Source organism: Sphingobium sp. RAC03, assembly GCF_001713415.1.
In the GTDB taxonomy this organism is placed as follows: Bacteria; Pseudomonadota; Alphaproteobacteria; order Sphingomonadales; family Sphingomonadaceae; genus Sphingobium.
Map to the genome: position 1 here is coordinate 633,812 of NZ_CP016453.1, position 22,256 is coordinate 656,067.

15 protein-coding genes and 2 pseudogenes are annotated in these 22,256 nt (G+C 62.8%); 12 read left to right on the top strand and 5 right to left on the bottom strand.

Annotation, left to right across the window (positions count from 1 at the left end; genetic code table 11):
* Nucleotides 1–35 precede the first annotated feature (35 nt).
* The 5 genes and pseudogenes from BSY17_RS02895 to BSY17_RS02915 all read left to right on the top strand — a co-directional run bounded on the left by BSY17_RS02895 (nucleotide 36) and on the right by BSY17_RS02915 (nucleotide 8,287).
* Nucleotides 36–1,865, top strand: a complete 1,830-nt coding sequence (locus BSY17_RS02895) for a flavin-containing monooxygenase (RefSeq protein WP_069064266.1) — start codon at nucleotides 36–38, stop codon at nucleotides 1,863–1,865.
* Nucleotides 1,866–1,965: 100 nt separating this feature from the next.
* Nucleotides 1,966–3,342, top strand: a complete 1,377-nt coding sequence (locus tag BSY17_RS02900) for an aromatic ring-hydroxylating oxygenase subunit alpha (RefSeq protein WP_069064267.1) — start codon at nucleotides 1,966–1,968, stop codon at nucleotides 3,340–3,342.
* Entirely contained in the window at nucleotides 3,339–5,123 is a 1,785-nt protein-coding gene (locus BSY17_RS02905) for a thiamine pyrophosphate-binding protein (RefSeq protein WP_069064268.1), read from the top strand. The genes BSY17_RS02900 and BSY17_RS02905 overlap by 4 nt, the downstream gene beginning before the upstream one ends.
* 149 nt (nucleotides 5,124–5,272) lie before the next feature.
* Nucleotides 5,273–6,689 (top strand): annotated as a pseudogene (locus BSY17_RS02910) (aldehyde dehydrogenase family protein).
* 1 nt (nucleotide 6,690) lies between these two features.
* Nucleotides 6,691–8,287: pseudogene (locus BSY17_RS02915) on the top strand (SMP-30/gluconolactonase/LRE family protein).
* A 78-nt stretch (nucleotides 8,288–8,365) separates the two neighbouring features.
* On the opposite strand, the gene BSY17_RS02920 reads toward BSY17_RS02915, so the two are convergent.
* Nucleotides 8,366–9,175, bottom strand: a complete 810-nt coding sequence (locus BSY17_RS02920; RefSeq protein ID WP_069064269.1) for an IclR family transcriptional regulator — start codon at nucleotides 9,173–9,175, stop codon at nucleotides 8,366–8,368.
* A 153-nt stretch (nucleotides 9,176–9,328) separates the two neighbouring features.
* On the opposite strand from BSY17_RS02920, the gene BSY17_RS02925 reads away from it, so the two are divergent.
* From BSY17_RS02925 to BSY17_RS02935, 3 genes are all read left to right on the top strand, one after another.
* Nucleotides 9,329–10,894, top strand: a complete 1,566-nt coding sequence (locus BSY17_RS02925) for an acyl-CoA synthetase (protein WP_069064270.1) — start codon at nucleotides 9,329–9,331, stop codon at nucleotides 10,892–10,894.
* Nucleotides 10,895–10,911: 17 nt separating this feature from the next.
* On the top strand, nucleotides 10,912–12,060 hold the full coding sequence (locus BSY17_RS02930; RefSeq protein WP_069064271.1) for an FAS1-like dehydratase domain-containing protein: 1,149 nt from the start codon (nucleotides 10,912–10,914) through the stop codon (nucleotides 12,058–12,060).
* 114 nt (nucleotides 12,061–12,174) lie between these two features.
* Nucleotides 12,175–13,086, top strand: a complete 912-nt coding sequence (locus BSY17_RS02935; protein ID WP_069064272.1) for an SDR family NAD(P)-dependent oxidoreductase — start codon at nucleotides 12,175–12,177, stop codon at nucleotides 13,084–13,086.
* A gap of 147 nt (nucleotides 13,087–13,233) precedes the next feature.
* On the opposite strand, the gene BSY17_RS02940 is transcribed toward BSY17_RS02935, so the two are convergent.
* From BSY17_RS02940 to BSY17_RS02955, 4 genes are read right to left on the bottom strand one after another with little or no spacing between them, the layout of a single operon-like run.
* Entirely contained in the window at nucleotides 13,234–14,397 is a 1,164-nt protein-coding gene (locus tag BSY17_RS02940; RefSeq protein ID WP_069064497.1) for a sulfotransferase family protein, read from the bottom strand.
* Complete coding sequence (locus BSY17_RS02945; RefSeq protein ID WP_069064273.1) at nucleotides 14,397–15,659, bottom strand: alkyl sulfatase dimerization domain-containing protein; 1,263 nt, start codon at nucleotides 15,657–15,659, stop codon at nucleotides 14,397–14,399. Before BSY17_RS02945 ends, BSY17_RS02940 begins: the two co-directional genes overlap by 1 nt.
* Complete coding sequence (locus BSY17_RS02950) at nucleotides 15,656–16,666, bottom strand: zinc-dependent alcohol dehydrogenase (protein ID WP_069064274.1); 1,011 nt, start codon at nucleotides 16,664–16,666, stop codon at nucleotides 15,656–15,658. The genes BSY17_RS02945 and BSY17_RS02950 overlap by 4 nt, the downstream gene beginning before the upstream one ends.
* Before the next feature lie 14 nt (nucleotides 16,667–16,680).
* Nucleotides 16,681–17,499 carry an SDR family NAD(P)-dependent oxidoreductase gene (locus BSY17_RS02955; protein WP_069064275.1) on the bottom strand — a complete coding sequence of 273 codons (819 nt, stop codon included), beginning with the start codon at nucleotides 17,497–17,499 and terminating at the stop codon, nucleotides 16,681–16,683.
* Between the two features lie 152 nt (nucleotides 17,500–17,651).
* Here BSY17_RS02955 and BSY17_RS02960 point away from each other — a divergent pair, with 152 nt between their 5' ends.
* The 4 genes from BSY17_RS02960 (at nucleotide 17,652) to BSY17_RS02975 (ending at nucleotide 22,112) form a co-directional block, all read left to right on the top strand.
* A complete protein-coding gene (locus tag BSY17_RS02960; RefSeq protein WP_069064276.1) occupies nucleotides 17,652–18,533 on the top strand; it encodes a helix-turn-helix transcriptional regulator in 882 nt (293 codons plus the stop codon).
* Between the two features lie 111 nt (nucleotides 18,534–18,644).
* Entirely contained in the window at nucleotides 18,645–19,118 is a 474-nt protein-coding gene (locus BSY17_RS02965) for a VOC family protein (protein ID WP_037480421.1), read from the top strand.
* The gene (locus tag BSY17_RS02970) at nucleotides 19,115–19,498 is read left to right on the top strand and encodes a VOC family protein (protein ID WP_069064277.1); all 384 of its coding nucleotides are present in this window, start codon (nucleotides 19,115–19,117) and stop codon (nucleotides 19,496–19,498) included. The genes BSY17_RS02965 and BSY17_RS02970 overlap by 4 nt, the downstream gene beginning before the upstream one ends.
* A 193-nt stretch (nucleotides 19,499–19,691) precedes the next feature.
* Nucleotides 19,692–22,112, top strand: a complete 2,421-nt coding sequence (locus BSY17_RS02975; protein ID WP_069064278.1) for a TonB-dependent receptor — start codon at nucleotides 19,692–19,694, stop codon at nucleotides 22,110–22,112.
* The last annotated feature ends 144 nt before the right edge of the window (nucleotides 22,113–22,256 follow it).

Consider the following 22,256-nt stretch of genomic DNA (forward strand, 5'->3'; position numbering starts at 1 on the left):
AGTTGCCGGAAACAACAAGCTGCCATGGAGCGGATATGAGCTGCACTCCCACCCGGACGCCAGCGCCCGATACATTCGATATCCCGACGCTGCGCGCAAAATATCGCGAGGAGCGCGACAAGCGCCTGCGCGGTGACGGGCAGGCGCAGTATCAGCCGACCACCGACGACACGACCCACAGCTATGATGTCGATCCGCACATGGCCGTCACCCCGCGCGACCCGCTGGTCGAGGATCTCGACGTGTTGGTGCTGGGCGGAGGCTTTGCCGGGGTGTTGGCGGGCTATCATCTGACCAAGCAAGGCGTCACCGATTTCCGCAATATCGACCATGCCGGCGACTTTGGCGGGGTCTGGTACTGGAACCGTTATCCCGGCATCCAGTGCGATAATGACGCCTATTGCTACCTGCCGCTGCTCGAAGAAACCGGCTTCATGCCGTCCAAGAAATTCGCCGACGGCGCGGAGATTCAAGCCTATATCAAACAGATCGCCCAGCGCTTCGGCTTCCACGATCGCGCCCTGTTCCACACCCTCGTCACCGCGCTGAAATGGGACGATACACTCCAGCGCTGGCATGTCGAAACCAGCCGCGGCGATCATTTCCGCGCCCGCTTCGTCATCATGGGCTGCGGCGTCCTCAACATGCCCAAACTGCCGGGGATCGAGGGGATAGACCGCTATCAGGGCAAGATCTTCCACACCGCCCGCTGGGACTATGGCTATACCGGCGGCAGCTATAAAAGCCCGGTGCTGGACAAGCTCGCTGACAAGCGCGTCGCGATCCTGGGCACGGGTGCCACCGCGATCCAGGCAGTCCCGCATCTCGCCCGCTACGCCAAGCAGCTCTACGTCATTCAGCGCACGCCATCGACCGTGGACGAACGGCCCAATCCGCCGACCGATCCCGACTGGGCGGAATCGCTGCAACCCGGCTGGCAGGCCGAACGCCAGGCCAATTTCCACCGCGCCGCGATGGAATTTTTCTTGCCCGGTGAGCAGGATCTGATCTGCGACATCTGGACCGAAATCGCGCGCAACCTCCACGCCGAACTGGAAGCCGAAGGCTGGCCGGAACTGTCGCCCGAAGAATTCATGGCCCGCCGCGAAGTGGTGGATTATCGCGTCATGGAGCGGCTGCGCGCCCGCGTCGATGACATGGTCAAGGACGAGGCGACCGCCGCCTCGCTCAAGCCCTGGTATCGCTTCTTGTGTAAGCGCCCGCTCTCCAGCAACGACTTCTACGCCGCCTTCAATCAGCCCAACGTCAAACTGATCGACGTGTCGGATGCCAAGGGGCTGGAGCGGATGACGGAGACGGGCTTCGTCTCGAACGGCGTCGATTATACCGTCGATTGCATGATCTTCGCCAGCGGCTTTGAAGTCACCAGCGACCTCAAGCGCCGCTGGGGCATTGACGTGGTGGAGGGGCGCAATGGCCTGTCCATCTATGATCATTGGGCGAACGGGCCAAAGACGCTGCACGGCACCATGACCCATGGTTTTCCCAACCAGTTCTTCATCGGCTATATTCAGGGCGGCCTCAACGCCAGCGTCACCGAACAATTCGGGCGGCAGGCGGAACATATCGCCCATATCATCCAGGCGACAATGGCAAAGGGTGCGGCCTCGGTCGAAACCACGGCGGACGCGCAGGACGCCTATGTCCAGCATTTCCACGACGTGGAATATGACACTTCCGCCTTCCAGATCGAATGTACGCCAAGCTATTTCACCAATGAAGGCCAGGTCAAAGCACCCTGGGCTCTGTTCCGCAGCTACGGTCCCGGCTGGGGCGCGTTCCAGACATTGTTGCAGGATTGGCGCGCGCGCGGTGACCTTGCGGGCATGGAATTGCGGTCATGATCGCCGGGGGGATGATCTCGTCCTGCCACCGGCTTTCGCTTGGGATTGCCCCGTCGTTCGCGATAATCGGACTACAGGGAACAGGCTGCGGGAGCATGGCATGAACAGCCCGACCACCATCTCCGTCGATGATCTGGCCAAGCCGCTGACCTATCCGGTCGAGGCTTTCCTGTCGCGCGACTATGCGCTCGCCGAAAAGGAAAATCTCTGGCCCAAAGTGTGGCAGGTCGCGGCGCGGTTTGAGGAATTGCCGGACGTCGGCGACTGGCTGACCTACGATATTTGCGACGACAGCATCATCGTCATCCGCGTCGCGCCTGATCGGCTCAAGGCCTATCATAATGTCTGTCCGCATCGCGGGCGGCAGTTAGTGGATGTGCCCGAAGGCGCGCACTCGGCCAAGGGCAACAAGCGCCGCAACTTCATCTGCGGCTTCCATGGCTGGACCTTCGATATAGAGGGCAATAACAGCTATATTCTCGATCCGCAGGACTGGCAGGGCGCCCTGACGCCCGACTGTACGCATCTTTCCGAAGTGAAGGTCGACCTGTGGGGCGGATGGATCTGGATCCACATGGATCTAGACGCCGAACCCGTGACCGAGTTTCTGGGCGACGCCGGACGCATCCTGTCCTATTTCGAGATGGACAAGATGCGCTACAAATGGCGCAAATGGGTGGTCTATCCATCCAATTGGAAGACCGCGCTCGAAGCCTTCATGGAACCCTATCATGTCGCGGGCACGCATAGCCAGCTGCTCGCCTATGGCGACTATTATGCCTATAGCGCGGCTTATGGTTTGCACGGGGTAAGCGGTTTCGACCAGCGCGACCCCGCCTTCGCCATGAGCCAGAGCAGCAGCGTCACCCGCGCAGGCAAGGGCGACGATCCGCGCCGTTCGACCTATGAGCTGATCCGCGAAAATTACGAAACGCTCAACTATGCCGCGTCCACGCAAACGCTGGTCGATGCCGCCAGCCGTCTGGTCGATGAACTGCCCGAAGGCACGGCGGCCGCCGACGTCATCGCCCACTGGCTGAAATCGGCGCGAGCGGACGACGCCGCACGCGGCGTTTTCTGGCCGGACATTCCGCCCGACGTCATGGCCGAAGCAGGCCTCGCCTGGCACGTCTTCCCTAACATGTCGGTGTTGCAGGGGATCACCTTCGCGCTTTGTTATCGCGCGCGGCCCTTCGGCGACGATCCCAACATGTGCATCTTCGAATCTTACGCGATCGAACGTTTCCCTGAAGGCCAGGAACCGGCGACTGAATGGGAACATGCCGAACCGACTGCAGAAGGGTGGGGCGCCGTCCTCGCGCAGGACTTCTCGAACATGAAATGGGTGCAGAAAGGGATGAAGTCGCGCGGCTTTCGCGGGCCGCTCCCCAATCCGCATCAGGAACGCAAGATCACTAATTTCCACCGCAACCTCGCCGCGTACATGGGTACGGGCGCACCGAGGCTATTGAAATGAGCTACGACGATCCCAAGCCTGCTACCGCTGCAACCGCATCGGGCAAGTCAGGCACGCCAGTCTATAAGCGTGTCCTCGACCTGTTCGAGGCCGAAGGCATCAACACCCTGTTCGGCATCCCCGATCCGAACTTCGTCCATATGTTCCTGGAGGCCGAACGGCGCGGCTGGACCGTGGTTGCGCCCCATCATGAAGCCGCTGCCGGCTTCATGGCCGAAGCCGCGTCGCGCATCACCGGCAAGCCGGCTGTAGCTGTCGGCACGTTGGGGCCGGGCATCGCCAATATGGCACCCGCCATCCAATGCGCACTGGTCGAACATTCGCCCGTCATCTTCCTGTCGGGCCAGCGCGCCCGCGTCACCGAACAACGCGTCCGCCGTGGCCGCATCCAGTTCGTGAAGCAAATGCCGCTGTTCGAAAATTCGGTGAAATATGCGGCATCCATCGAATATGCCGATCAGACCGACGAAGTGATCCGCGAAGGCATCCGCAAGGCGATGGGCGGCACCCCTGGCCCCGTCTATATCGAATATCCCAGCCACATCATTCTGGAAGAACTAGACCTGCCAGCGCCGCTAGTGCCGGAGCGTTATCGCCTGGTCAATCAGGGCGCGGATATCGACCGCGTCCACGAAGCCGCCAAACTGATCCGCGAAGCCAAGAACCCGATCCTCCTCGTCGGCCATGGCGTCCACACGTCACGCATCGGCGCAGCGGTCAAGCAACTGGCCGACCTGATGAACTGCCCCGTCATCCAGACATCGGGCGGCACCAGCTATATCAAGGGTCTCGAAGACCGCACCTTCCAGTACGTCTTTTCCAAGGCGTCGATCGAGGCCGTCACCGAGTCCGACCTCGTGCTGGCGCTCGGCACTGAACTCGGCGAGCCGGTCCATTTCGGCAAATGGCGCTACTGGCAGAAGAATGAAGCGATCCGCAAATGGATCTATGTCGAACAGGATGCCTCGGCCATCGGCGTCAATCGTCCGATCGACGTGCCCTTGGTCGGCGATCTGCGCGGCGTCGTGCCGCAGCTTGTCGCCGCGCTCAAGGACACGCCGCGCGCACCGGCGCCGATGCTGGAAGCCTTCATGCGCGACGGTCAGGCGGAACTGGACGAACTGGCGGCGGAATCGCTGACCAAGAGCGACGGCACTGGCGACGTGGCCATCCATCCCGCGCGCCTCGCGGTCGAAGCGACACAGGCCTTCCCCAAGGACGGCATCATGATCCGCGATGGCGGCGCGGGCGTCATCTTCCAATGGACCTATTCGCAGTGCAAACCGCATGACGTGATCTGGAACCAGAATTTCGGGCATATCGGCACGGGCATCCCCTACGCCACCGGCGCAATGCTGGCGGACCAGGCGGCAACCGGCATTTCGCGCCCGGCCATGCTGCTGACCTCGGACAGCAGCTTCCTCTTCCATATCGGCGAACTGGAAGTCGCGGCGCGCTGCAAGCTGCCGCTGGTCTGCGTCGTCGGCGTCGACAATGCCTGGGGTCTGGAAGTGGGCGTCTACAAGCGCACCTTCGGTCAGGGCACCGAAGAAACCGGCACCCATTGGAGCAAGGACGTCCGTTTCGACAAGATCGGCGAAGGCTTTGGCTGCCACGGCGAATATGTGACCCGCGCCGAGGACATCAAACCCGCGATCGAACGCGCCTATGCCAGCGGCAAGGTCGGCGTTGTTCATGTCGTCATCGACCCCAAGGCCAATTCGGAAGAAATGCCCAAATATGCCGAATTCCGCACCTGGTACGCGGAAGGCACACAGTAAGCCGAAGAAATTCCTCCCCTTGCAGGGGAGGGGGACCGCCGCGTAGCGGTGGTGGAGGGGTGTCACCCTATCGAGAGCATGACACCCCTCCGTCAGGCCTTCGGCCTGCCACCTCCCCCGCCGGGGAAGGATCAATGACGGAGACACCCATGCGCGACCATCTGCACTTCTACATTGACGGCCAGTGGGTAGACCCGGTCGCGCCCAAGACGGCCGAAGTCATCAACCCCGCAACCGAAACCGTCGCAGGCCATATCGCGCTTGGCTCTGCCGCAGACGTGGACAAGGCCGTCGCCGCCGCCCGCCGCGCCTTCCCCACTTGGTCGGAAACTACCCGCGAACAGCGGCTCGACCTGCTCAAAGCCATCCAGGCCGAATATCAGCGCCGCATGGCGGACTTGGGCGAGGCGATCCGCGAGGAAATGGGCGCGCCATCGGGCCTCGCCAAAGGCTTCCATGTCGGCCTCGGCGCAGGCCATCTGCAGACCGCCATCGAACTGCTGGAGAATTTCGCGTTCGAGGAATTGCGCGGACCCACGCTGATCCGCCGCGAACCCATCGGCGTCTGCGGCCTCATCACACCCTGGAACTGGCCGATGAACCAGACTTGCGTCAAGGTCTTCCCCGCGCTCGCCACCGGCTGCACCATGATCCTCAAACCGCCGCAGCTCGCGCCTTTCTCCGCGCAGATCCTCGCCGAAATCATCGACGCGGCGAGCGTGCCTGCGGGCGTGTTCAACATGATCCAGGGGCAGGGCAGCGTCATCGGCACCGCGCTTCTCGACCCATGAAGATGTCGACATGATCAGCTTCACCGGCTCCGAACCCGTCGGCGTGCAGATCCAGAAGGACGCTGCCACCACGGTCAAACGCGTCGGCCTCGAACTGGGCGGCAAGAGCGCCTTCATCGTGCTGGACGACGCGGCGCTGGCCGACAATGTCACCGGCGCAACCGCGGGCATGATGGGCAATAGCGGCCAGACCTGCAGCGCCGGATCGCGCCTGCTCGTCCCCGCATCCCGCCTCGACGAAGCGCTCGCCGCCGCCAAGGCTGCCGCGCAAGCCGTCACCGTCGGCGACCCGGCAGGCGACGTCGCCATGGGGCCGGTCGTGTCGAAGGCGCAATATAATATCATTCAGGACTATATCGCCAAAGGCGCCGAAGAAGGCGCGACCCTCGTCGCAGGCGGCCCCGGCCGCCCCGAAGGCATCGAGAAGGGCTGGTTCGTTCGCCCCACCGTCTTCCTCGGCACCAACGACATGCTCATCGCCCGCGAAGAGATTTTCGGCCCCGTGCTGGTCATCATCCCCTATGACGACATCGACCATGCCGTCGCCATCGCCAATGACAGCCCCTTCGGCCTCGCGGGATACGTCAACGGTTTGGACACCGCCCAGGTCCACGCCGTGGCCCGTCGCCTGCGCACCGGCTGGGTCAGCATGAATGGCGGCTTCGATTTCCACGCCCCCTTCGGCGGTTACAAGCGCAGCGGCAATGGGCGCGAATGGGGCGAGTATGGCTTCCACGAATATCTCGAAGTCAAATCCATGCTCGGTTACGCCTGACATGGCCCAAGGCGCTTCTGCCCGCATCGCGCCCAGCGGCATGGCGGCGGCGGAAGGGTGGAGCCTCGAACGCCTCACACCCCCCAGCCGCCTCTACGGCGCGAACGGCCTCGCCACCGGCCCGGACGGCCGCCTCTATGTCGCCCAGGTCGGCGGCAGCCAGGTCAGCGCGATCGACGTCGATACAGGCACCATCTCGACCATCAGCCCGATGGGCGGCGCGATCGTCGCGCCCGACGATCTGGTGTTCGATGATGCTGGCAATCTCTACCTCACCGAAATCACCGAAGGCCGCGTGTCGATGCTCACGCCCGACGGGAAATCGCGCGTCCTCTATGGCGACATGCCCGTCGCCAACCCGATCACCTGGCATCAGGGCCGCCTGATCGCGGGCGAATGCCGCATGGGCGCGCGGATCATGGAACTGGACCGCGACGGCGGCGCGCCCCGCCTGATCCTCGACAATATCCCCATGGCCAACGCCTTTCAGGTCGGCCCTGACGGCAAACTCTATGTCCCCGTCATGGGCGCCAATGAAATCTGGCGCGTGGACCTGAAAACCGGCGCGCATGACGTCGTCGCAGGCGACCTTGGCGTGCCGGACTCGGTCAAGTTCGACAGCAAGGGGCGCATCGTCACCACCCAGGTCGCCAGCGGCCAGGTGCTGCGCATCGACCCGGTCAGCGGCACCCGCGAAATCCTTGCCGATCTTGGTCCCGGCCTCGACAATGTCAGCTTCATCGGCGACCGCATCTTCATCTCCAGCATCCCCGGCGAAATCACCGAATTGCTGGGCGATGGCAATATCCGCCCGGTCGTCCCCCGCGCGCTGCAATGGCCGCTCGGCCTCGCCATGGGTGCGGATGGCGCGCTGTTCGTCGCGGACGGCACGTTCGGCTACACGCTCCGCCCCGGCGGCGCGCCCCAACTGGCGGGCATGATCTTCCATCCCGGCTGTCCCGGCTATATGCGCGGCGTCGCAGCGGGATCGCAATCGGGCGAATGGATCATCACCACCGGCACCGGCGGCGTCGCACGCTATCGGCCGGGCGAGGGGGCCAGCGACTTCCTCTCCCACGGCCATGACCGCCTCATGGGCGTCGCGCTCGCCCCGGACGGCGCAGTCGTCTTCGCCGAACAGGGCAGCGGACGCCTATTATCGGCCAGCAACGGTTCGGTTGAAACGCTCACCGAAGGCCTGGACCAGCCGATGGGCGTCGCCATCGACGCCAACGGCATCCTCTACGCCTCGCAAACGGGCAAAGTGATCAAGCTGGTCGGCGGACGGATCGAAACAGTTGTCGACGGGCTGGAAAAAACCCGAAGGCATCGCCATCATCGGCAACCGCCTGTTCGTGGTGGATACCGGCACCAAATCACTGATCGGTTGCACCCTGTCGGGCGGAGACCGGAACGTGCTGGCCACCAACTTGCCAGTCGGCGCACCGATCGGCATCACGCCGCATTATCTCGGCCCGATCGGCGACATGGCTGGCCCGATGATCAATTTCTGCGGCCTGACCGCAGGACCGGACGGCACGCTCTACCTGTCGGGCGACGCCGAAGGCAGCGTCCTGGCCCTAAGGCTGACTGCATAAACCTCCGTTCGTTTCGAGCGAAGTCGAGAAACCTGCGCGCTCCGTTTCTCGACTTCGCTCGAAACGAACGGATATATATTACGCCCCACCCAATTGCCCCGACAAAGCCCCCGCCGCCTCCACCAGCGCTTCCTGCAACGCTCCCAAGTCGCGCCCCAGCGCCGCGCCGATTCCGATCGCCACCAGCGCATGAACTGGCCGCCCCGCGCCCTTCCACACCGGCGCGGATACGACCGTCACGCCCGCGATATATTGCCCCTCATCCACTGCAAAACCCTGCGCGCGGGTCTGGCGCAACTGCGCCATCCAATCATCGAACGCAGGCGGATCGTCCCATCGCAACTGGTCGAACCGCGCCTTCAACACCGCCTCAGGATAATCGCCGAACGCCGCGATGCAGCGCCCCGTCGCGCTGATCAGCGCAGGGAAGCGACTACCGACCTGGGTGCTGAGCTGAAACCCGCTGCCCGACTGCGCCATGGCGACGACGATCATATGATCCAGGCCCACGGCCTGCACCCCCAACATGGTCAGCCCAAAACGCTGCGCCAGCCGGTCGAGCAGCGGTTGCGCCAGATCATTGAACGGATCACGCCGCAACCAATGCCGCGCCAGCGTCAGCACGCCCGCCTCCAGCGCATAGCGTTTGGTGTCCGCGTCGAACGACACCAGTTCCTCCTCCGCCAGCGCGCGCAGGACATAGAGGCAGGTGGACGGCACCAGCCCCAATTCCTTGGCGATTGCCTGAACGCCCAAAGGCCGGTCGCTCCGTCCCAGCAGCCGCAGGATCGCCGCCGCGCGGGTTATCGCCGGAGCCTTACTATCCTTCACCGCCGCCGCGACCTTGCGGACGGGGGAGGGGGAACGCGCGCGGATCGGGTCATTCATGCAACAAGCCTCCATCGCTCCGGCGATGGAGCCAAATGTTCAATATATAGAACATCGTTCGCGATTTACAATGAATGAGTCGCCATGACATGCAGGGGTCATCATGACGAAGGCGGCTCTTCCGCCATTCGACAGAGTGAATGGACGGGACGGATGGCCAAACTCACCGACTATAGCAGCTATGCCGATGCGCAGGCGCATGCGACGTCCGACGCGCCCTGGGGTCTGTTCGACGGCGACCGCGATCATCTCAACATCGCGCATGAATGCATCACCCGCCACGCCGATGGCAGCGACCGCGCCGCCGTCCGCATCGCCCATGCCGATGGCCGCGATGAAATTCTCAGCTTCGACACGATCGCCGCCGGTGCCGCACGCTTCGCCTATTGGCTCGATGCAGAGGGCGTTCAACCCGGCGAACGCATCGCCTTCATGCTCGAACCCTCGCTGCCCTTTTATGTCTGCCTGTTCGGCGCGATGCAGACCGGTGCGATCTCGGTGCCGCTCTTCACCCTGTTCGGTCCCGATGCGCTGCGCTTGCGCGTCGATGACTGCAAGCCGACCATCCTGATCACCAATCTGGAAAAGGCCGACCTCGCCCGCAGCATGAACGGCCCCCGCGTCGTCATCGCCGACGACGGCCTGCTGGACGAAATCGAAAAATATCCCGCGACCTATACCCCCAAGACCAGGGCGAATGACCTGGCCGTATTCCAGTATACGTCCGGCACCACCCGCGAACTACCCGAAGCGGTCAAGCACAGCCACCGCGCGCTGGTGACGCTGATGTTCGCCGCGCTCTACGGCACCGGCATCCGGCCGGGCGACGAATTTTTCTGCCCCTCCTCGCCCGCTTGGGGGCATGGCCTGTGGCATGGGACGCTCGCCCCGCTGGGGCTGGGCGTGACCACCGGCACCTTTGCTGGTCGCTTCGATCCCGTCCGCCTCATGCAAGCGCTGGACGATTACCAGATCACCAACATGTCGGCCGCCGCAACCCATTACCGTATGATGAAGAATAGCGGCAAGGCGGAGGAATTTGCCTTCCACTTCAAGAAGCTATCCTACACCGGCGAACCGATCGACCCGGCGACGCTCGACTTCATCGAAACCTATTTCAAGGTTCCCGCCTGCTCCATGTACGGCACGACCGAAATCGGCGTCGTGCTGGTCAATTATCCGGGCGCAGACGATTTCACCGTCAAGCCTGGCTCGCTCGGCAAAGCCGTGCCAGGACAGAAATTGCAGGTCCAGCGCCCCGACGGCACACCGTCCGCCCCCGGCGAGATCGGCGAACTGATGCTTTGGCGGCGCGACAAGTGGGAAACTACCAAGGACCGCGCGAAAATCGACGAGGACGGCTATTTCTATCATTGCGGCCGTGCCGACGACGTCATCATTTCGGCCGGCTGGACGATGAGCGCGGTCGAGATCGAAAACACCCTGCTCAAACATCCCGTGGTGCTGGAATGCGCCGTGATCGGCGTGCCCGACCCGCAACGGGGACAAGTCGTCAAGGCCTTCGTCATCGCCAATGTCGACGGTAGCGATGCCTTGGTAAAGGAACTCCAGACCTTCACCCGCGAAAAGCTCGCCCAGCATGAATTTCCCCGCGTCGTGGAATTCGTAACCGACCTGCCCAAAACCCCGGCCGGCAAGGTCCACCGCAAAATCCTTCGAGAACGCGAGGCTGCGAAAGCGGCCGAACTCGTCAACTGACCTTTAGGAGAAAAGACATGGCAACATTGGCGGAAGCCCCCACCAATAAATTCCCCAAGATCACCGAAGAAGGCCTGGACGACCTGCGCAAGCGCATAGGCGTCAAGATCGAGAATACGGTCGAACCTTGGAATTATGAAGCGACCCGCGACGCGATCCGCCACTATGCCCACGGCATCGGCGACGATAATCCCTTGTGGTGCGATCCGGCCTATGCCGAAAAGACCAAGTACGGCGCGGTCGTCGCGCTACCCAGCTTCCTGTTCACGACCAGCCGGATCATTTCGGGCTATTGCGGTGGCCTGTCGGGCGTTCATGCCATGTGGGCGGGTGCCGACTGGACCTGGCACAAGCCGGTGCTGCGCAACGACACCATCCGCACCGAAGCTTATCTCAAGGATTTGGTCGAGCATAACACCAAGTTCGCCGGGCGCAGCTTTCAACAGATCTACCATGTCGACTTCTTCAACCAGTCGGGCGACAAGGTGGCCGAAGGCGATAGCTGGGTATTCCGCACCGATCGCGACGAAGCCCGCGAACGCGGCACCAAATATACCGAAGCACGTGGCCGCGTGGAGCAATATACCGAGGAAGAACTGGCCGAATTTACCCGCCTGTATCAGGAAGAGGAAATTCGTGGGTCAACGCCCCGCTATTGGGAAGACGTGAAGGTTGGCGACGAACTGCCGCGCATGATGAAGGGGCCGATGACGGTCACCGGCTTCATCTGCTACGCGCAGGGCTGGGGCGGCCTCTACATCCGCGCCAACAAGCTCGCCAACCAGATGCAGCAGGCGCATCCGGGCCTCGGCATCCGCAACCGCTTTAACGTGCCAGACTGCCCTGAGCGCGTTCACTGGGACGAAGCCTTCGCGCTCGAAGTCGGCGCACCGGGGGCCTATGATTATGGCCCGGAACGGTGCAGCTGGCTGACCCATCACATCACCAACTGGATCGGTGACGATGGCTTCCTCACGCGCAGCAAGTGCCAGATCCGCCGCCACAATCCCGATGGCGATGCGATCTACATCGACGGCAGCGTGATCCGCAAGTTCGAGGAGAACGGCAAGAAGTTCGTCGAGATCCAGCAGCAGGCGACCACCCATCGCGGCGAAGTTTCCGCCTTCGGCACCTCGATCGCCGAACTGCCCAGCAAGCCAGCCTAACCCCGCAAGCGGGTAGGAGACGAGGGCCGCCGCCGCAGCGATATGCGGCGGCGGCCCTTTTGCGTTGCGCCCGCATCGCTAGGATCGGCCGAGACGATAAGAGAGGACTGCAGAATGGATGAGATGCGCTTCGACGGCCGGGTCGCCGTTATCACCGGGGCAGGCCGGGGCTTGGGCCGCGCCTATGCGCTACTGCTGGCGTCGCGGGGCGCAAAGATTATCGTCAATGATCCCGGCGTATCGATGCAGGGGGAGGGCACCGACGCTGCGCCTGCCCAAGCACTGGTCGAAGAAATCCGCGCCGCCGGGGGAGATGCGATCGCCTCGACCGACAGCGTCGCAACGCCGCAGGGCGGCCAGGCGATCATCGACACCGCCATCACCCATTATGGCCGCATCGACATCCTTATCCACAATGCGGGCATCGTCCGGCGCGGATCGCTCAATGACCTCAGCTACGCCGATTTCGAGACGGTCCTCGACGTCCATATGCGCGGCGCCTTCCATGTCGTGCGCGCCGCCTTCCCGCACATGACCGCCGCCAACTATGGCCGCATCGTCCTCACCGGCTCCCTCAACGGCCTTTATGGCAATGCAGGCGTGGTCAATTATTCCATGGCAAAGGCCGCGATGACCGGCCTGTCCAACGTCGCCGCGATCGAAGGCGCAGCGCACAACATAAAGAGCAACATCATCCTGCCCGGTGCCGTCACCCGCATGGCCGATGGCCTCGACACCAGCGCCTACCCGCCGATGGACCCGGACCTTGTCGCGCCCACCGTCGGCTATCTCGCCCATGAAGAGTGCGCGGTGACCGGCGAAATGCTCATCGCCATGGCCGGCCGCGTCGCCCGCGCCTACACGATGGAAACCAAAGGCGCGTTCCGCCCCGACTGGACCATCGAACAGATCGCCGAAAATCTCGACACCATCCGCGCCACCGACAACGCCCTCCACTTCGCGCCAGTGCCGGACGGCCATATGGACCATCTCCGCTATTGTTTCGCCATGGCGCGAGCGGGGTAAACGCATCTTCGCTTTACGGAGGCGTTCGCCGATTCACCTCAATCCCTTCCTCCGTTCGCCCTGAGCTTGTCGAAGGGCCGCACTTCTTGAACAGAAGGGCAAGGCTTCGACAGGCTAAGCCCGAACGGGGTAGATGGGGCCGGTCACTTATGCCTTACACGCAATCCCAAACCGCGCCGTATAATCGCGGAAATGCGCATGCACACCCGCGCGATCCAGCCCATAATCCGCCAGATCATAGCTATGCTTGCCATGTTTCCCCTGCGGATTGGCATCCAGCATCGCCTGCATCGCGGCTTCCGCCTCCGCCGTCAGCGCCGTATCGAACCGCGCATAGAGCCGCCGCATCTCGCCGATCGGGTCGCGCACCTGCGCGTCATAGTGAATGTCATGGATCGAATCCCAGCCATGCTTCTCCCGATAGGCCAGCATCCGTTCGATCATCAGGTCGAAGGTGCGCAGCTGCGACTTGCCGACCTCGACCGGATCGACATCGTCGCTAAACATCTTGCGCACCTGATAAACGAGGCTGCACGCCGACGCGACGACATCGGCGGGATCGCGATGCGTCATCACCAATTGCGCATCGGGATAGACGGTCATGATGTCATCCAGAAACAGCGGATGCCAAGGATTTTTGAGCGTCCACTGTCCGCTATTATTCTCCTGCAACATCTGGAACAGCCGCTTCTGATAGCGGAAAGCAGGCAGGTAACTCGTGCCGAACAACCATTTCTGATAGCTCGGAATATGCAAGACCGAGTCATAATATTGCGCGCAAAAAGACGGCGCCATCGAGAATTGGCACTCGGTCGGGCTGTCCGCATCCTCATGATGCATCGCCGAGATATGCGGCGCATATTTGAGCATCATGTCGAGCCGCGCCTGTTCCGCCACATAGCGCGGATCGCTGCTCAGCGCGCCCTTCGCCGCGGGCGGCACACTGTTGAATGCTTCCCAGCGCAGGAAGCACCGCCGCGCCGGGTCCGCATTGAGCAAATTGATCGTCAGCGTCGTGCCCGTGCGCGGCAGGCCGAACACGAACAGCGGCTTGTCGACCGGCGCATCCAGCAACGCAGGATGCCGCGCCAGATAATCCTCGACCTGCAACCGGTTCGCCAGCGTGGCGGTGATCTGCTGCGCCCAACGCCCCTGTGCCGCCTCGGTCAGCTTCGCCTCGCCATTGATCGCATCGATCAGGACGTGCAGCCCTTCCAACATCGCCTCATCGCCCAGATCGGTCAGCCCCGTCTGTTCGCGCGCGGCGGCAATCAGCGCGTCAGCGTCCAGCCCTGCGGTGGTGGTCGTCATCATCCTTCTCCCTTTTCTGTTTGACTGGCGAGGCGCTTGTCCGTCTCGGCGATCTCCGCCTTCAGCCACATGGTTTCCGACAGGTTCGTGCCGCCGCTCGCCGCCAGCAATTGCGCCAGCGCTGCCTTGCGCACGCTCAATCCCGCTTCATGATCGGGCACAGCTTCCAACGCGATGTCCAACAAATGCAGCGCTTCCAGCGGCCGCCCCGCCGCCACATGCCCATGCGCCCGGCCAACAATGGCGCCAGCCCCGCCCGCCAACTCGACCAGATCGCCGCTCACTGCCGATCGCGGCACGCCATAAAGCGCGGTGGTGCCATCGGCATAATGGAACCAGCCGCCATTTTCTTCCCAGATGGCGCGCACGACCCAGCTGGTCTTGCCATGAAATTCGCCGATCTTCAGCGCATCGGGCAGCGCAATTTCGCGCATCAATTCCTGCACTGTCCGACCCGCATTCATCCCCGCGATCGTCTCGTGCTCCAGATAGCTGACCGCCGCATGCAGCGCATCCAGATCGGCACGGATGCGCGCCGCCCCTCGGATCGGATCGCCATGGCCGCTAATCACCAGTTCCGCGCCCAGCGCCCGCACCTGCTCGACCGAGCGCAAGTAAGCGCGCACCAGCCGGGGCTTGTCGCCGCGCATCGTCACCAGATTGGGCATCGCCCGCCACACCGGGCCGAACAGATTGCCGGTAAAGATGGTCTTTTCCTGCGGCATCCACACGAACACCGAATCCAGGCTTTCACCCCCCGGCGTCTTGCCCACCTCGAACGCGCGCCCGCCCTGCGCGAAGGCAAGGCTGGTCGCGACCTCCACGTCCGGCACGATCAGCGGCGGCTTGGGCGGCGGCCCGTCGCGCCGCGTCATTGACGCCCACAGCTTGCCCGACCGGCGGCCCAGAAAAGGGGCCAGCCGCTCGAAATAGTCCACCGTCTCGCCAAAGCCCGACCCGACAATGACTTGCGTGCCGTACTCCATCTGGTCGGGCAGCGCGCCATAATGGTCGGCATGGGCCTGCGTCACGATAATGCGCTTGAGGGCCCCGCTGCGATGCGGCGCAAACAACCCCTTGTTGCGCGCGCCATTGCCCAGAAAACCGGTATTGACGAGCAAATCCCCATCGTTCGTCGTCACCAGATAGGCGTTGGAAATATCCTTCACCATGAAGATGCCGTCGCCGACCCGCTCGGCGTCGGTCTGCCCCTGACCGCCCATGACGAGCGCGCCAAGCGGTGTTTGCGGCGCGTCGGTCATGCCGCGCCGTCCGCAAATTCGATCATAACCTTGGCCGATTGCGGCTGCGCGGCAATATCCAGCCCCTCGATCACTCGGTCGAACGGCAATCTATGGCTGATCAAAGCCGCGATCTTGGCCTGCAAACGCGGCATCGCCGCGATCACATCGGGCATTTCGGTCGGATAGCCGACGGCCGTCGTAATCGTCATCTCTGTGGTCAGCATCGGCCCGGCGGGCAGTTCGATGGGCTTCAAATAAGCCGCCGTAATCACATGTCGCGCATGCGTCTTGGCCAGCGTCACCACGTCCCGCAAGATCGACGGCGCACCCGCCGCGTCTATATAGGCGTCGGTCAGCGCCTTCTCCCGCCCGAACACCATCACGGTGCCATGGATCGCCTTGATCCGCGCGATCGCATCCTCGCGCGCCGGATTGATCGTCTGCGCGCCCAGCGCCCGCGCCCGTTCCAGCCGCTCCTCCGCCAGATCGAGCGCGATCACGTCGCACCCCCGGTACACCGCCCAGAGGATCATGCCAAGGCCAATCGGCCCGCAGCCGAAGATCACGACCTTGTCGCCAGCCTTCGCCTGCGCCCGGTTGACCCCATGCAGTGCCACCGACAACGGCTCGCACATCGCCGCCACTGCATAGGGGATGCCGTCGGGGATCGGCAGCAGACTGCCGCCCAGCCGCGCGTCGCGGACCAGCAGTTCCTCGGTAAAGGCCCCCTCCGGCCCGCCGCTGCCGATATAGCTAGGCGTCATCATCGGGTTGATGATGACGCTCTGCCCGACCGACACGCCGGTTACGTCAGCGCCCACGAACAGCAGTTCGCCTGCGCCCTCATGGCCCAGCGCCGTCCGCTTGCCCGGCGTCGGGATACCGCCATTTTTGATGTAGCTGAGGTCACTGCCGCAAATGCCGCAGGCCTTCATCTTGACGACCACATCCTTCGGCCCCGCTTCGGGCCGCTCATAGGGATCGAGCCGCACGTCATCGACGTCATGAATGGTGAGCAGGCGCATAGGGCGTCTCCCGATCAAAAGGCGTAAGGGGGATAGATCAGGCTGCCGCCATCGATCACGATCGTATCGCCGCTATGGAATCGCGATGCATCAGAGCAGAGATAGGCGCCGATCCCTTCGAAATCTTCGATCGCACCGGGCCGATGGATCGGCGTCTTGGCGGAAAAATGCGCGTCGACCGCCGCCATGCGCGCCTTCATTTCCTCGCTCATGCCCTGATCGCCACCGATGCCGGTCTTGACATATCCCGGCGCGATGCTGTTCGCGCGGATCTCATATTTGCCCAGTTCCGCCGCCATGCCGCGCACCGCCGCGCCCATGCCGCCTTTGGACGCGGCATAATTATTGATGCCCGCTATCCCGTGAAACATCGACAGGCTGCCGCAATAGACCAGGCTCCCGCCCGGCTCGCCCGCTTCGGCGCGCGCGACCATCGCCTTGGCGCCTTCGCGCAAGGTGAAGAAAGCCCCGTGCAGGTTCACTGCCAGCAGGTCATGCCATTCGGCCGCGTCCAGCGTCAGCACCGACCGGCTGCGCGACGCGCGCCCCGAATTGGCGAACACACAATCGACGCGCTGGAAATCGGCCAGCAATTGCGCATAGCCCGCAATGATCGCCTCTTCCGATGCCACATCGACCTGATAGGTTTCGACGCGCGCCGCGCCCGCCGCCAGCAAATCCGCCTTCGCCGCTGCATTCTTGTCCGCATTGCGCGCCCAGATGGCGATCTTGCCGCCCATCTTCGCCACGCCGCGCGCGAAACCCAGGCCAATGCCGCCATTGCCGCCGGTCACCAGCGTCACCTTGTCCGAACAGTCGAAAAGACCTGCCACCTGTCGCTCTCCTATGAAATGTCGCCGCCCGACGGCGGTCCTTTGCTGCGCGCGATTGTCGATCAGCGCGAGACAGGCCGCAATTGACCTGTCTGTAGAGATCAGGCCATAACCGCTATATCGAGCCAAGACATCTCAGCCCCGGAGCGCCCGTGCCGCCAGCCGAAACCTATGCCGAATCGCTGTTCGAGGCGGAACTGATCGTGCCGTCCGCCCTGATACGGATCATGCGCCTGCATCTCGATCAGCCGACCGACCGGCTCTTCTACCGCACCGATCATTATTGGCTCGACCTGTGCCTGACCCCGCGCCCGGAAAAGGCGCGCGGCTGCTATCGCGACCGTTGGGGGCCGCATCGTTACGAACCATTGGGCGAAATCTTCCTCGTGCCGCCCGGCGAAGCGATCCATATCCGCAGCGAAACCGGCGGTCGGCAGGCCTCGGTCATCTGCGAAATCCCGGCCGCGGCGATCAACTGCTGGCTCGATGATGGCGGCATCGACTGGACCGACCGGCGGCTGGCCGCTGGTCTCGACATCACCCATCCGCACATGCGCGCCTGCCTGTTGCGGCTGGCCGACGAAGTCCGTCATCCAGGGTCCGGCAGCGCGATCCTCGCCGAACTCATCGCCCGGCAACTGGCGATCGAGGTAGCCCGCTATTGCCAGGCGATCGGCGAAGGGCCGGTCAGCGGGGGTCTGTCCTCCTGGCGTTTGCGCCGTATTGAGGAACGGCTGCACATGCTTGGGCCACCCCCGACGCTTGGCGAATTGGCGGCGCTGTGCAACCTGTCCCCCCGCCAATTGACGCGCGGTTTTCGCGCGTCACGCGGCTGTTCGATCGGCGACCATATCGCCCAGACCCGGATCGACATGGCCAAGCGCCATCTCGCCACCCCGCAAAGCATCAAGGAAATCGCCTTCGCGCTCGGCTTTGCCTCTCCCTCCAGCTTCGCCTACGCCTTTCGCCGCGCGACCGGCGCCACCCCCCGCCAATTTCGCCAGCGCCGTCTGTCGCCCCCATCCTCTGGCTGATTATCTATATAATGGCTTGATTACGATAGTATCTGCCTTGAAAAAACCGCAATCCATTGTCCTAGTCGCTGTACGCATAATCAGAACGCATCAGCAGGAGAGGGCGGCAGGATGATCGTCGGACGCCATTATCAAAATGCCTATGTGACCCGAAATATCGACCAAGCCGTGGCAGAGTTTAAGGAGCGGGCCGACATCCGCCAGCTCCTCGAAGCCGAAATCTCCGTCACTCTCTGGACACCCCATGGCGAAGGCATCGGCACGCAGAAGCTCGCCTTCCTCTGGATCGGCGACATGCAAATCGAATTGATCCAACCGGGGCAGGGCGACGTCCTCGCCCTCTACCGCGATGCCCTGCCAGCCGACGACCGGCTGCGCTTCCATCATGTCTGCCACCGCGTCGATGATTGGAACGCTTTCCTGGCGCAGGTCGACCGGCAGCCCTTTCCCGTTGCGTTGAAAGGCGGAACGCCGGGCATGCTCCAGTTCCTCTATCTCGATACCCGCAAGTGGCTCGGCCACTATAGTGAATATGTCTGGATGGTCCCCGAACGCTGGGCCGCCATGGGAGGACGCACCGCATGATCAGCCTGGCCCGCTTCGGCACCCGCGACCTCGATCGCGCCAAGAGTTTCTACGACGAACTGGCCGCCCTGTTGGGGGCCGTCCGCGCCTTCGACCGCCCGGACGTCGTGGCCTACAAAACCCCCGACAGCGGCATGCTCCTCATCGGCAAGCCTTTCGCGGGCGACGCATCGCCCGGCAACGGCAACCAGGTCGGCATCCAGGCCGCCAGCCGCGCAACGGTCGATGCCGTCCATGCCAGGGCAATGGCCCTTGGCGGCCAGTGCGAAGGCAAGCCCGGCATCCGGGGCGATGACCCCAACGGCTTCTATGGCGCCTATTTCCGCGACCTCGACGGCAACAAGCTCGTCATCTTCCGCTACGGGGCACCCGACACCTGACCGACCCATTGATCGACGCTCAACCCGCGGCGATCAGGCCGGAATCGCGACGGCGATATATAAACACCCCTGTTGGTTAAGGGCTTCGCGCCACAGTCTAATCGGGCATAACGCGACTCACAAAAGGACAATGATAACCACGCCGTTCCCGGCCTTAGATCGGGTGAGGCGCCAAATTGGGGAGGATTTTCGGATGCGGAAGACAGCCTATTATAGCATGAGCGCCAGCCTGGCGGTTCTCACCCTGGCGATGCCCGCCATCGCGCAGGAAGCACCGCAGGAAAATGGCTTCGATGCGCCCACCATCATCGTGGAAGCGCGCCGTCGCGGCGAGGACGTTCAGGACGTTCCCGCCGTCGTCAACGCCGTGACTGCCCAGTCCATCGACAATCTCAACTTCCGCGAATTTACCGAAGTCAAATCGCTGGCACCCGGCCTTGAACTGACCTCCAACCCCAACGGTATCGGCGGCAATGCCCGCCTGCGCGGCGTCAATTTCGACGCCAGTGCGTCCGGCAACAACGGTACGGTTGAATTCTACTTCAATGACGCGCCAATCTCGCCGGGCGTGGTCATCCAGCAGATGTACGACATCGGCCAGATCGAAGTGCAGCGCGGGCCGCAGGGCACCTTGCGCGGCCGCGCTTCGCCGTCCGGCTCGATCACCATCACGACGCGCAAGCCTGATCTCAACCAGTTTGGCGGCTATGCGGACTGGACCGCCAATGATATCGGCACCCTCAACTTCAAGGGCGCGCTGAACATCCCCGTCATCGAAGGCATTGCGGGCATCCGCGTGTCGGGCGTGTGGGATGAAAATGAAGTCGATCGCGTCCGTCCTCTGGTGCGCAGCGCCGGCGCACCGGACCCGCATTCGCGGACCAAGAGCTATCGCGTCGTCGGTCTCATCGAACCCGCGGACTGGATCAGGCTGGAAGGCACCTATCAATATATGGACCGCGACGCGCGGACTTATGATCAGTCGATTTCCTTCAGCGAAGCCAATCCGGCGGCCGCGCCCAGCCCAGTACTGATCACGGCGAAGGACCGTCTGTCAATCCAGGAACAGCCGCGCATCATCAATCAGCGGTTCGATATCTTCAATTGGCGCGCAGAACTGGCCCAGTGGGGCCAGCGGCTGATCTATCAGGGCCAGTATAGCAAGCAGGAATATCTATCGACGGAAAATCTGGACCGCGGTAATTTCTTCATCGGTCGCGACATCAACCAGCTCACCGACACGGTCGCCAAGGGGACGTCGCATGAAATCCGGCTCCAGAATGAGGAGCGCGTTCTTGGCATATTCGACTATGTGATCGGCTTCTTCGACAGCAAGCTGGATTCGCCGACGGCCCTTAGCCAGTTGACGCCCGTGCGTTTGCCCACGGCTTTTGGGGGCGGGATCGCGTCGATCGTGACGACCAACATTTTGCGCGCCAACGACACGCATGAACAATCCTTCTTCGGCAACCTGACCGCCCAGATCGGCGACAAGACGGAAATCTCCGGAGGCCTGCGCCAGATCAAATATGAATCGCTCAGTCAGTTGGGCGTCAATGGCAACGTCATCGCCAACGATACCCAGGATCTTAAAAAGCTCATCTACAGCGCGTCGGTGAAGCATAATTTCTCCCCCGACTTCCTGGTCTATGCCGCCACCGGCAGCTCGATGCGGCCGGGCCTCAACGTCGTGGGCGACTTCAACATTGTGAAGTCGGCGCTGGAAAACAGCTTCCTCAACCTGCCGCCTGAAACCTCCAAATCCTATGAGTTGGGCTTCAAAAGCACCCTGATGGGTGGCCGGGCACGTTTCAACATGACCGCCTACCATCAGACCTACAAGAATTTCCCGTTCCGCGTCCCCAATAATGGCGTCTATTATGTGAACACCGTCGCCGTCCGCAATGGTGCGGGCCAGGTCACCGGGACGGCGCAGCAGGTCGCATCCTTCAACTTCGTCGGTGCCGTGCCGGTCGAAGTGAACGGCATCGAAAGCGAACTGAGCGTCGATGTCACGCGTAACCTTACCCTCGGTCTGACGGCCAGCTATTCGCTGGGGAAGATCAAGAATGGCAACATCCCTTGCAATGATCTGAACGCTGACGGCATACCCGACCTGGTGAGTGCGGCACCATCGCTTGCGGAACTGCAGGCGGCCGTTGGTGCGGACAATCTGTCCTCCTGCGCCGTATCGCAACGTTCGTCCTTCATGCCCCCGGTAACGGCGACCTTGCAGGGCGAATATCATGTCGCCGTTTCCAGCAAGGTCGATGGTTTCCTGCGCGGACTGGTCAATTATAACGGCAAGTCGCAAGGGGATCCGAGCAATAACTTTGATCAGGTCGGCGCCTATGCCCTCGCTAACCTCTATGCCGGCATCCGCGATCCCGATGGCGGTTGGGAAGTATCGCTCTTCGCCAAGAACCTGTTCGACACGACCAAGGTTCTGACCCGCACCACGCCATTGTTCACCAGCTATCAGCAGATCACCGGCTTCACCGCGACGGGTGCGACGACGGCGGCGCAGACCTTCACCAGCACCTATACCGGCGGCACGGTCACGCCGCCGCGCGAATTCGGCATCAACGTGCGTTTCTACTTCGGATCGCGCTGAGATTTTGCGGGGCGGTCCGAACCTTCCACAGGATCGGTCGGATCGCCCCCGCAGTCTCTGCGAAGGACGCGCATCACCGGCGCCGGCGATGACAGCCCTTGCCTAATGGACAACACTGATGTTGATTTATGCCTTCTTATCCCA

What these genes read in the sequence shown, in the direction of transcription:
- BSY17_RS02895 (WP_069064266.1), top strand. Translation starts at nt 36, where the DNA reads ATGAGCTGCACTCCCACCCGGACGCCAGCGCCCGATACATTCGATATC.
- BSY17_RS02900 (WP_069064267.1), top strand. Translation starts at nt 1,966, where the DNA reads ATGAACAGCCCGACCACCATCTCCGTCGATGATCTGGCCAAGCCGCTG.
- BSY17_RS02905 (WP_069064268.1), top strand. Translation starts at nt 3,339, where the DNA reads ATGAGCTACGACGATCCCAAGCCTGCTACCGCTGCAACCGCATCGGGC.
- BSY17_RS02920 (WP_069064269.1), bottom strand. Translation starts at nt 9,175, where the DNA reads ATGAATGACCCGATCCGCGCGCGTTCCCCCTCCCCCGTCCGCAAGGTC.
- BSY17_RS02925 (WP_069064270.1), top strand. Translation starts at nt 9,329, where the DNA reads ATGGCCAAACTCACCGACTATAGCAGCTATGCCGATGCGCAGGCGCAT.
- BSY17_RS02930 (WP_069064271.1), top strand. Translation starts at nt 10,912, where the DNA reads ATGGCAACATTGGCGGAAGCCCCCACCAATAAATTCCCCAAGATCACC.
- BSY17_RS02935 (WP_069064272.1), top strand. Translation starts at nt 12,175, where the DNA reads ATGGATGAGATGCGCTTCGACGGCCGGGTCGCCGTTATCACCGGGGCA.
- BSY17_RS02940 (WP_069064497.1), bottom strand. Translation starts at nt 14,397, where the DNA reads ATGACGACCACCACCGCAGGGCTGGACGCTGACGCGCTGATTGCCGCC.
- BSY17_RS02945 (WP_069064273.1), bottom strand. Translation starts at nt 15,659, where the DNA reads ATGACCGACGCGCCGCAAACACCGCTTGGCGCGCTCGTCATGGGCGGT.
- BSY17_RS02950 (WP_069064274.1), bottom strand. Translation starts at nt 16,666, where the DNA reads ATGCGCCTGCTCACCATTCATGACGTCGATGACGTGCGGCTCGATCCC.
- BSY17_RS02965 (WP_037480421.1), top strand. Translation starts at nt 18,645, where the DNA reads ATGATCGTCGGACGCCATTATCAAAATGCCTATGTGACCCGAAATATC.
- BSY17_RS02970 (WP_069064277.1), top strand. Translation starts at nt 19,115, where the DNA reads ATGATCAGCCTGGCCCGCTTCGGCACCCGCGACCTCGATCGCGCCAAG.
- BSY17_RS02975 (WP_069064278.1), top strand. Translation starts at nt 19,692, where the DNA reads ATGCGGAAGACAGCCTATTATAGCATGAGCGCCAGCCTGGCGGTTCTC.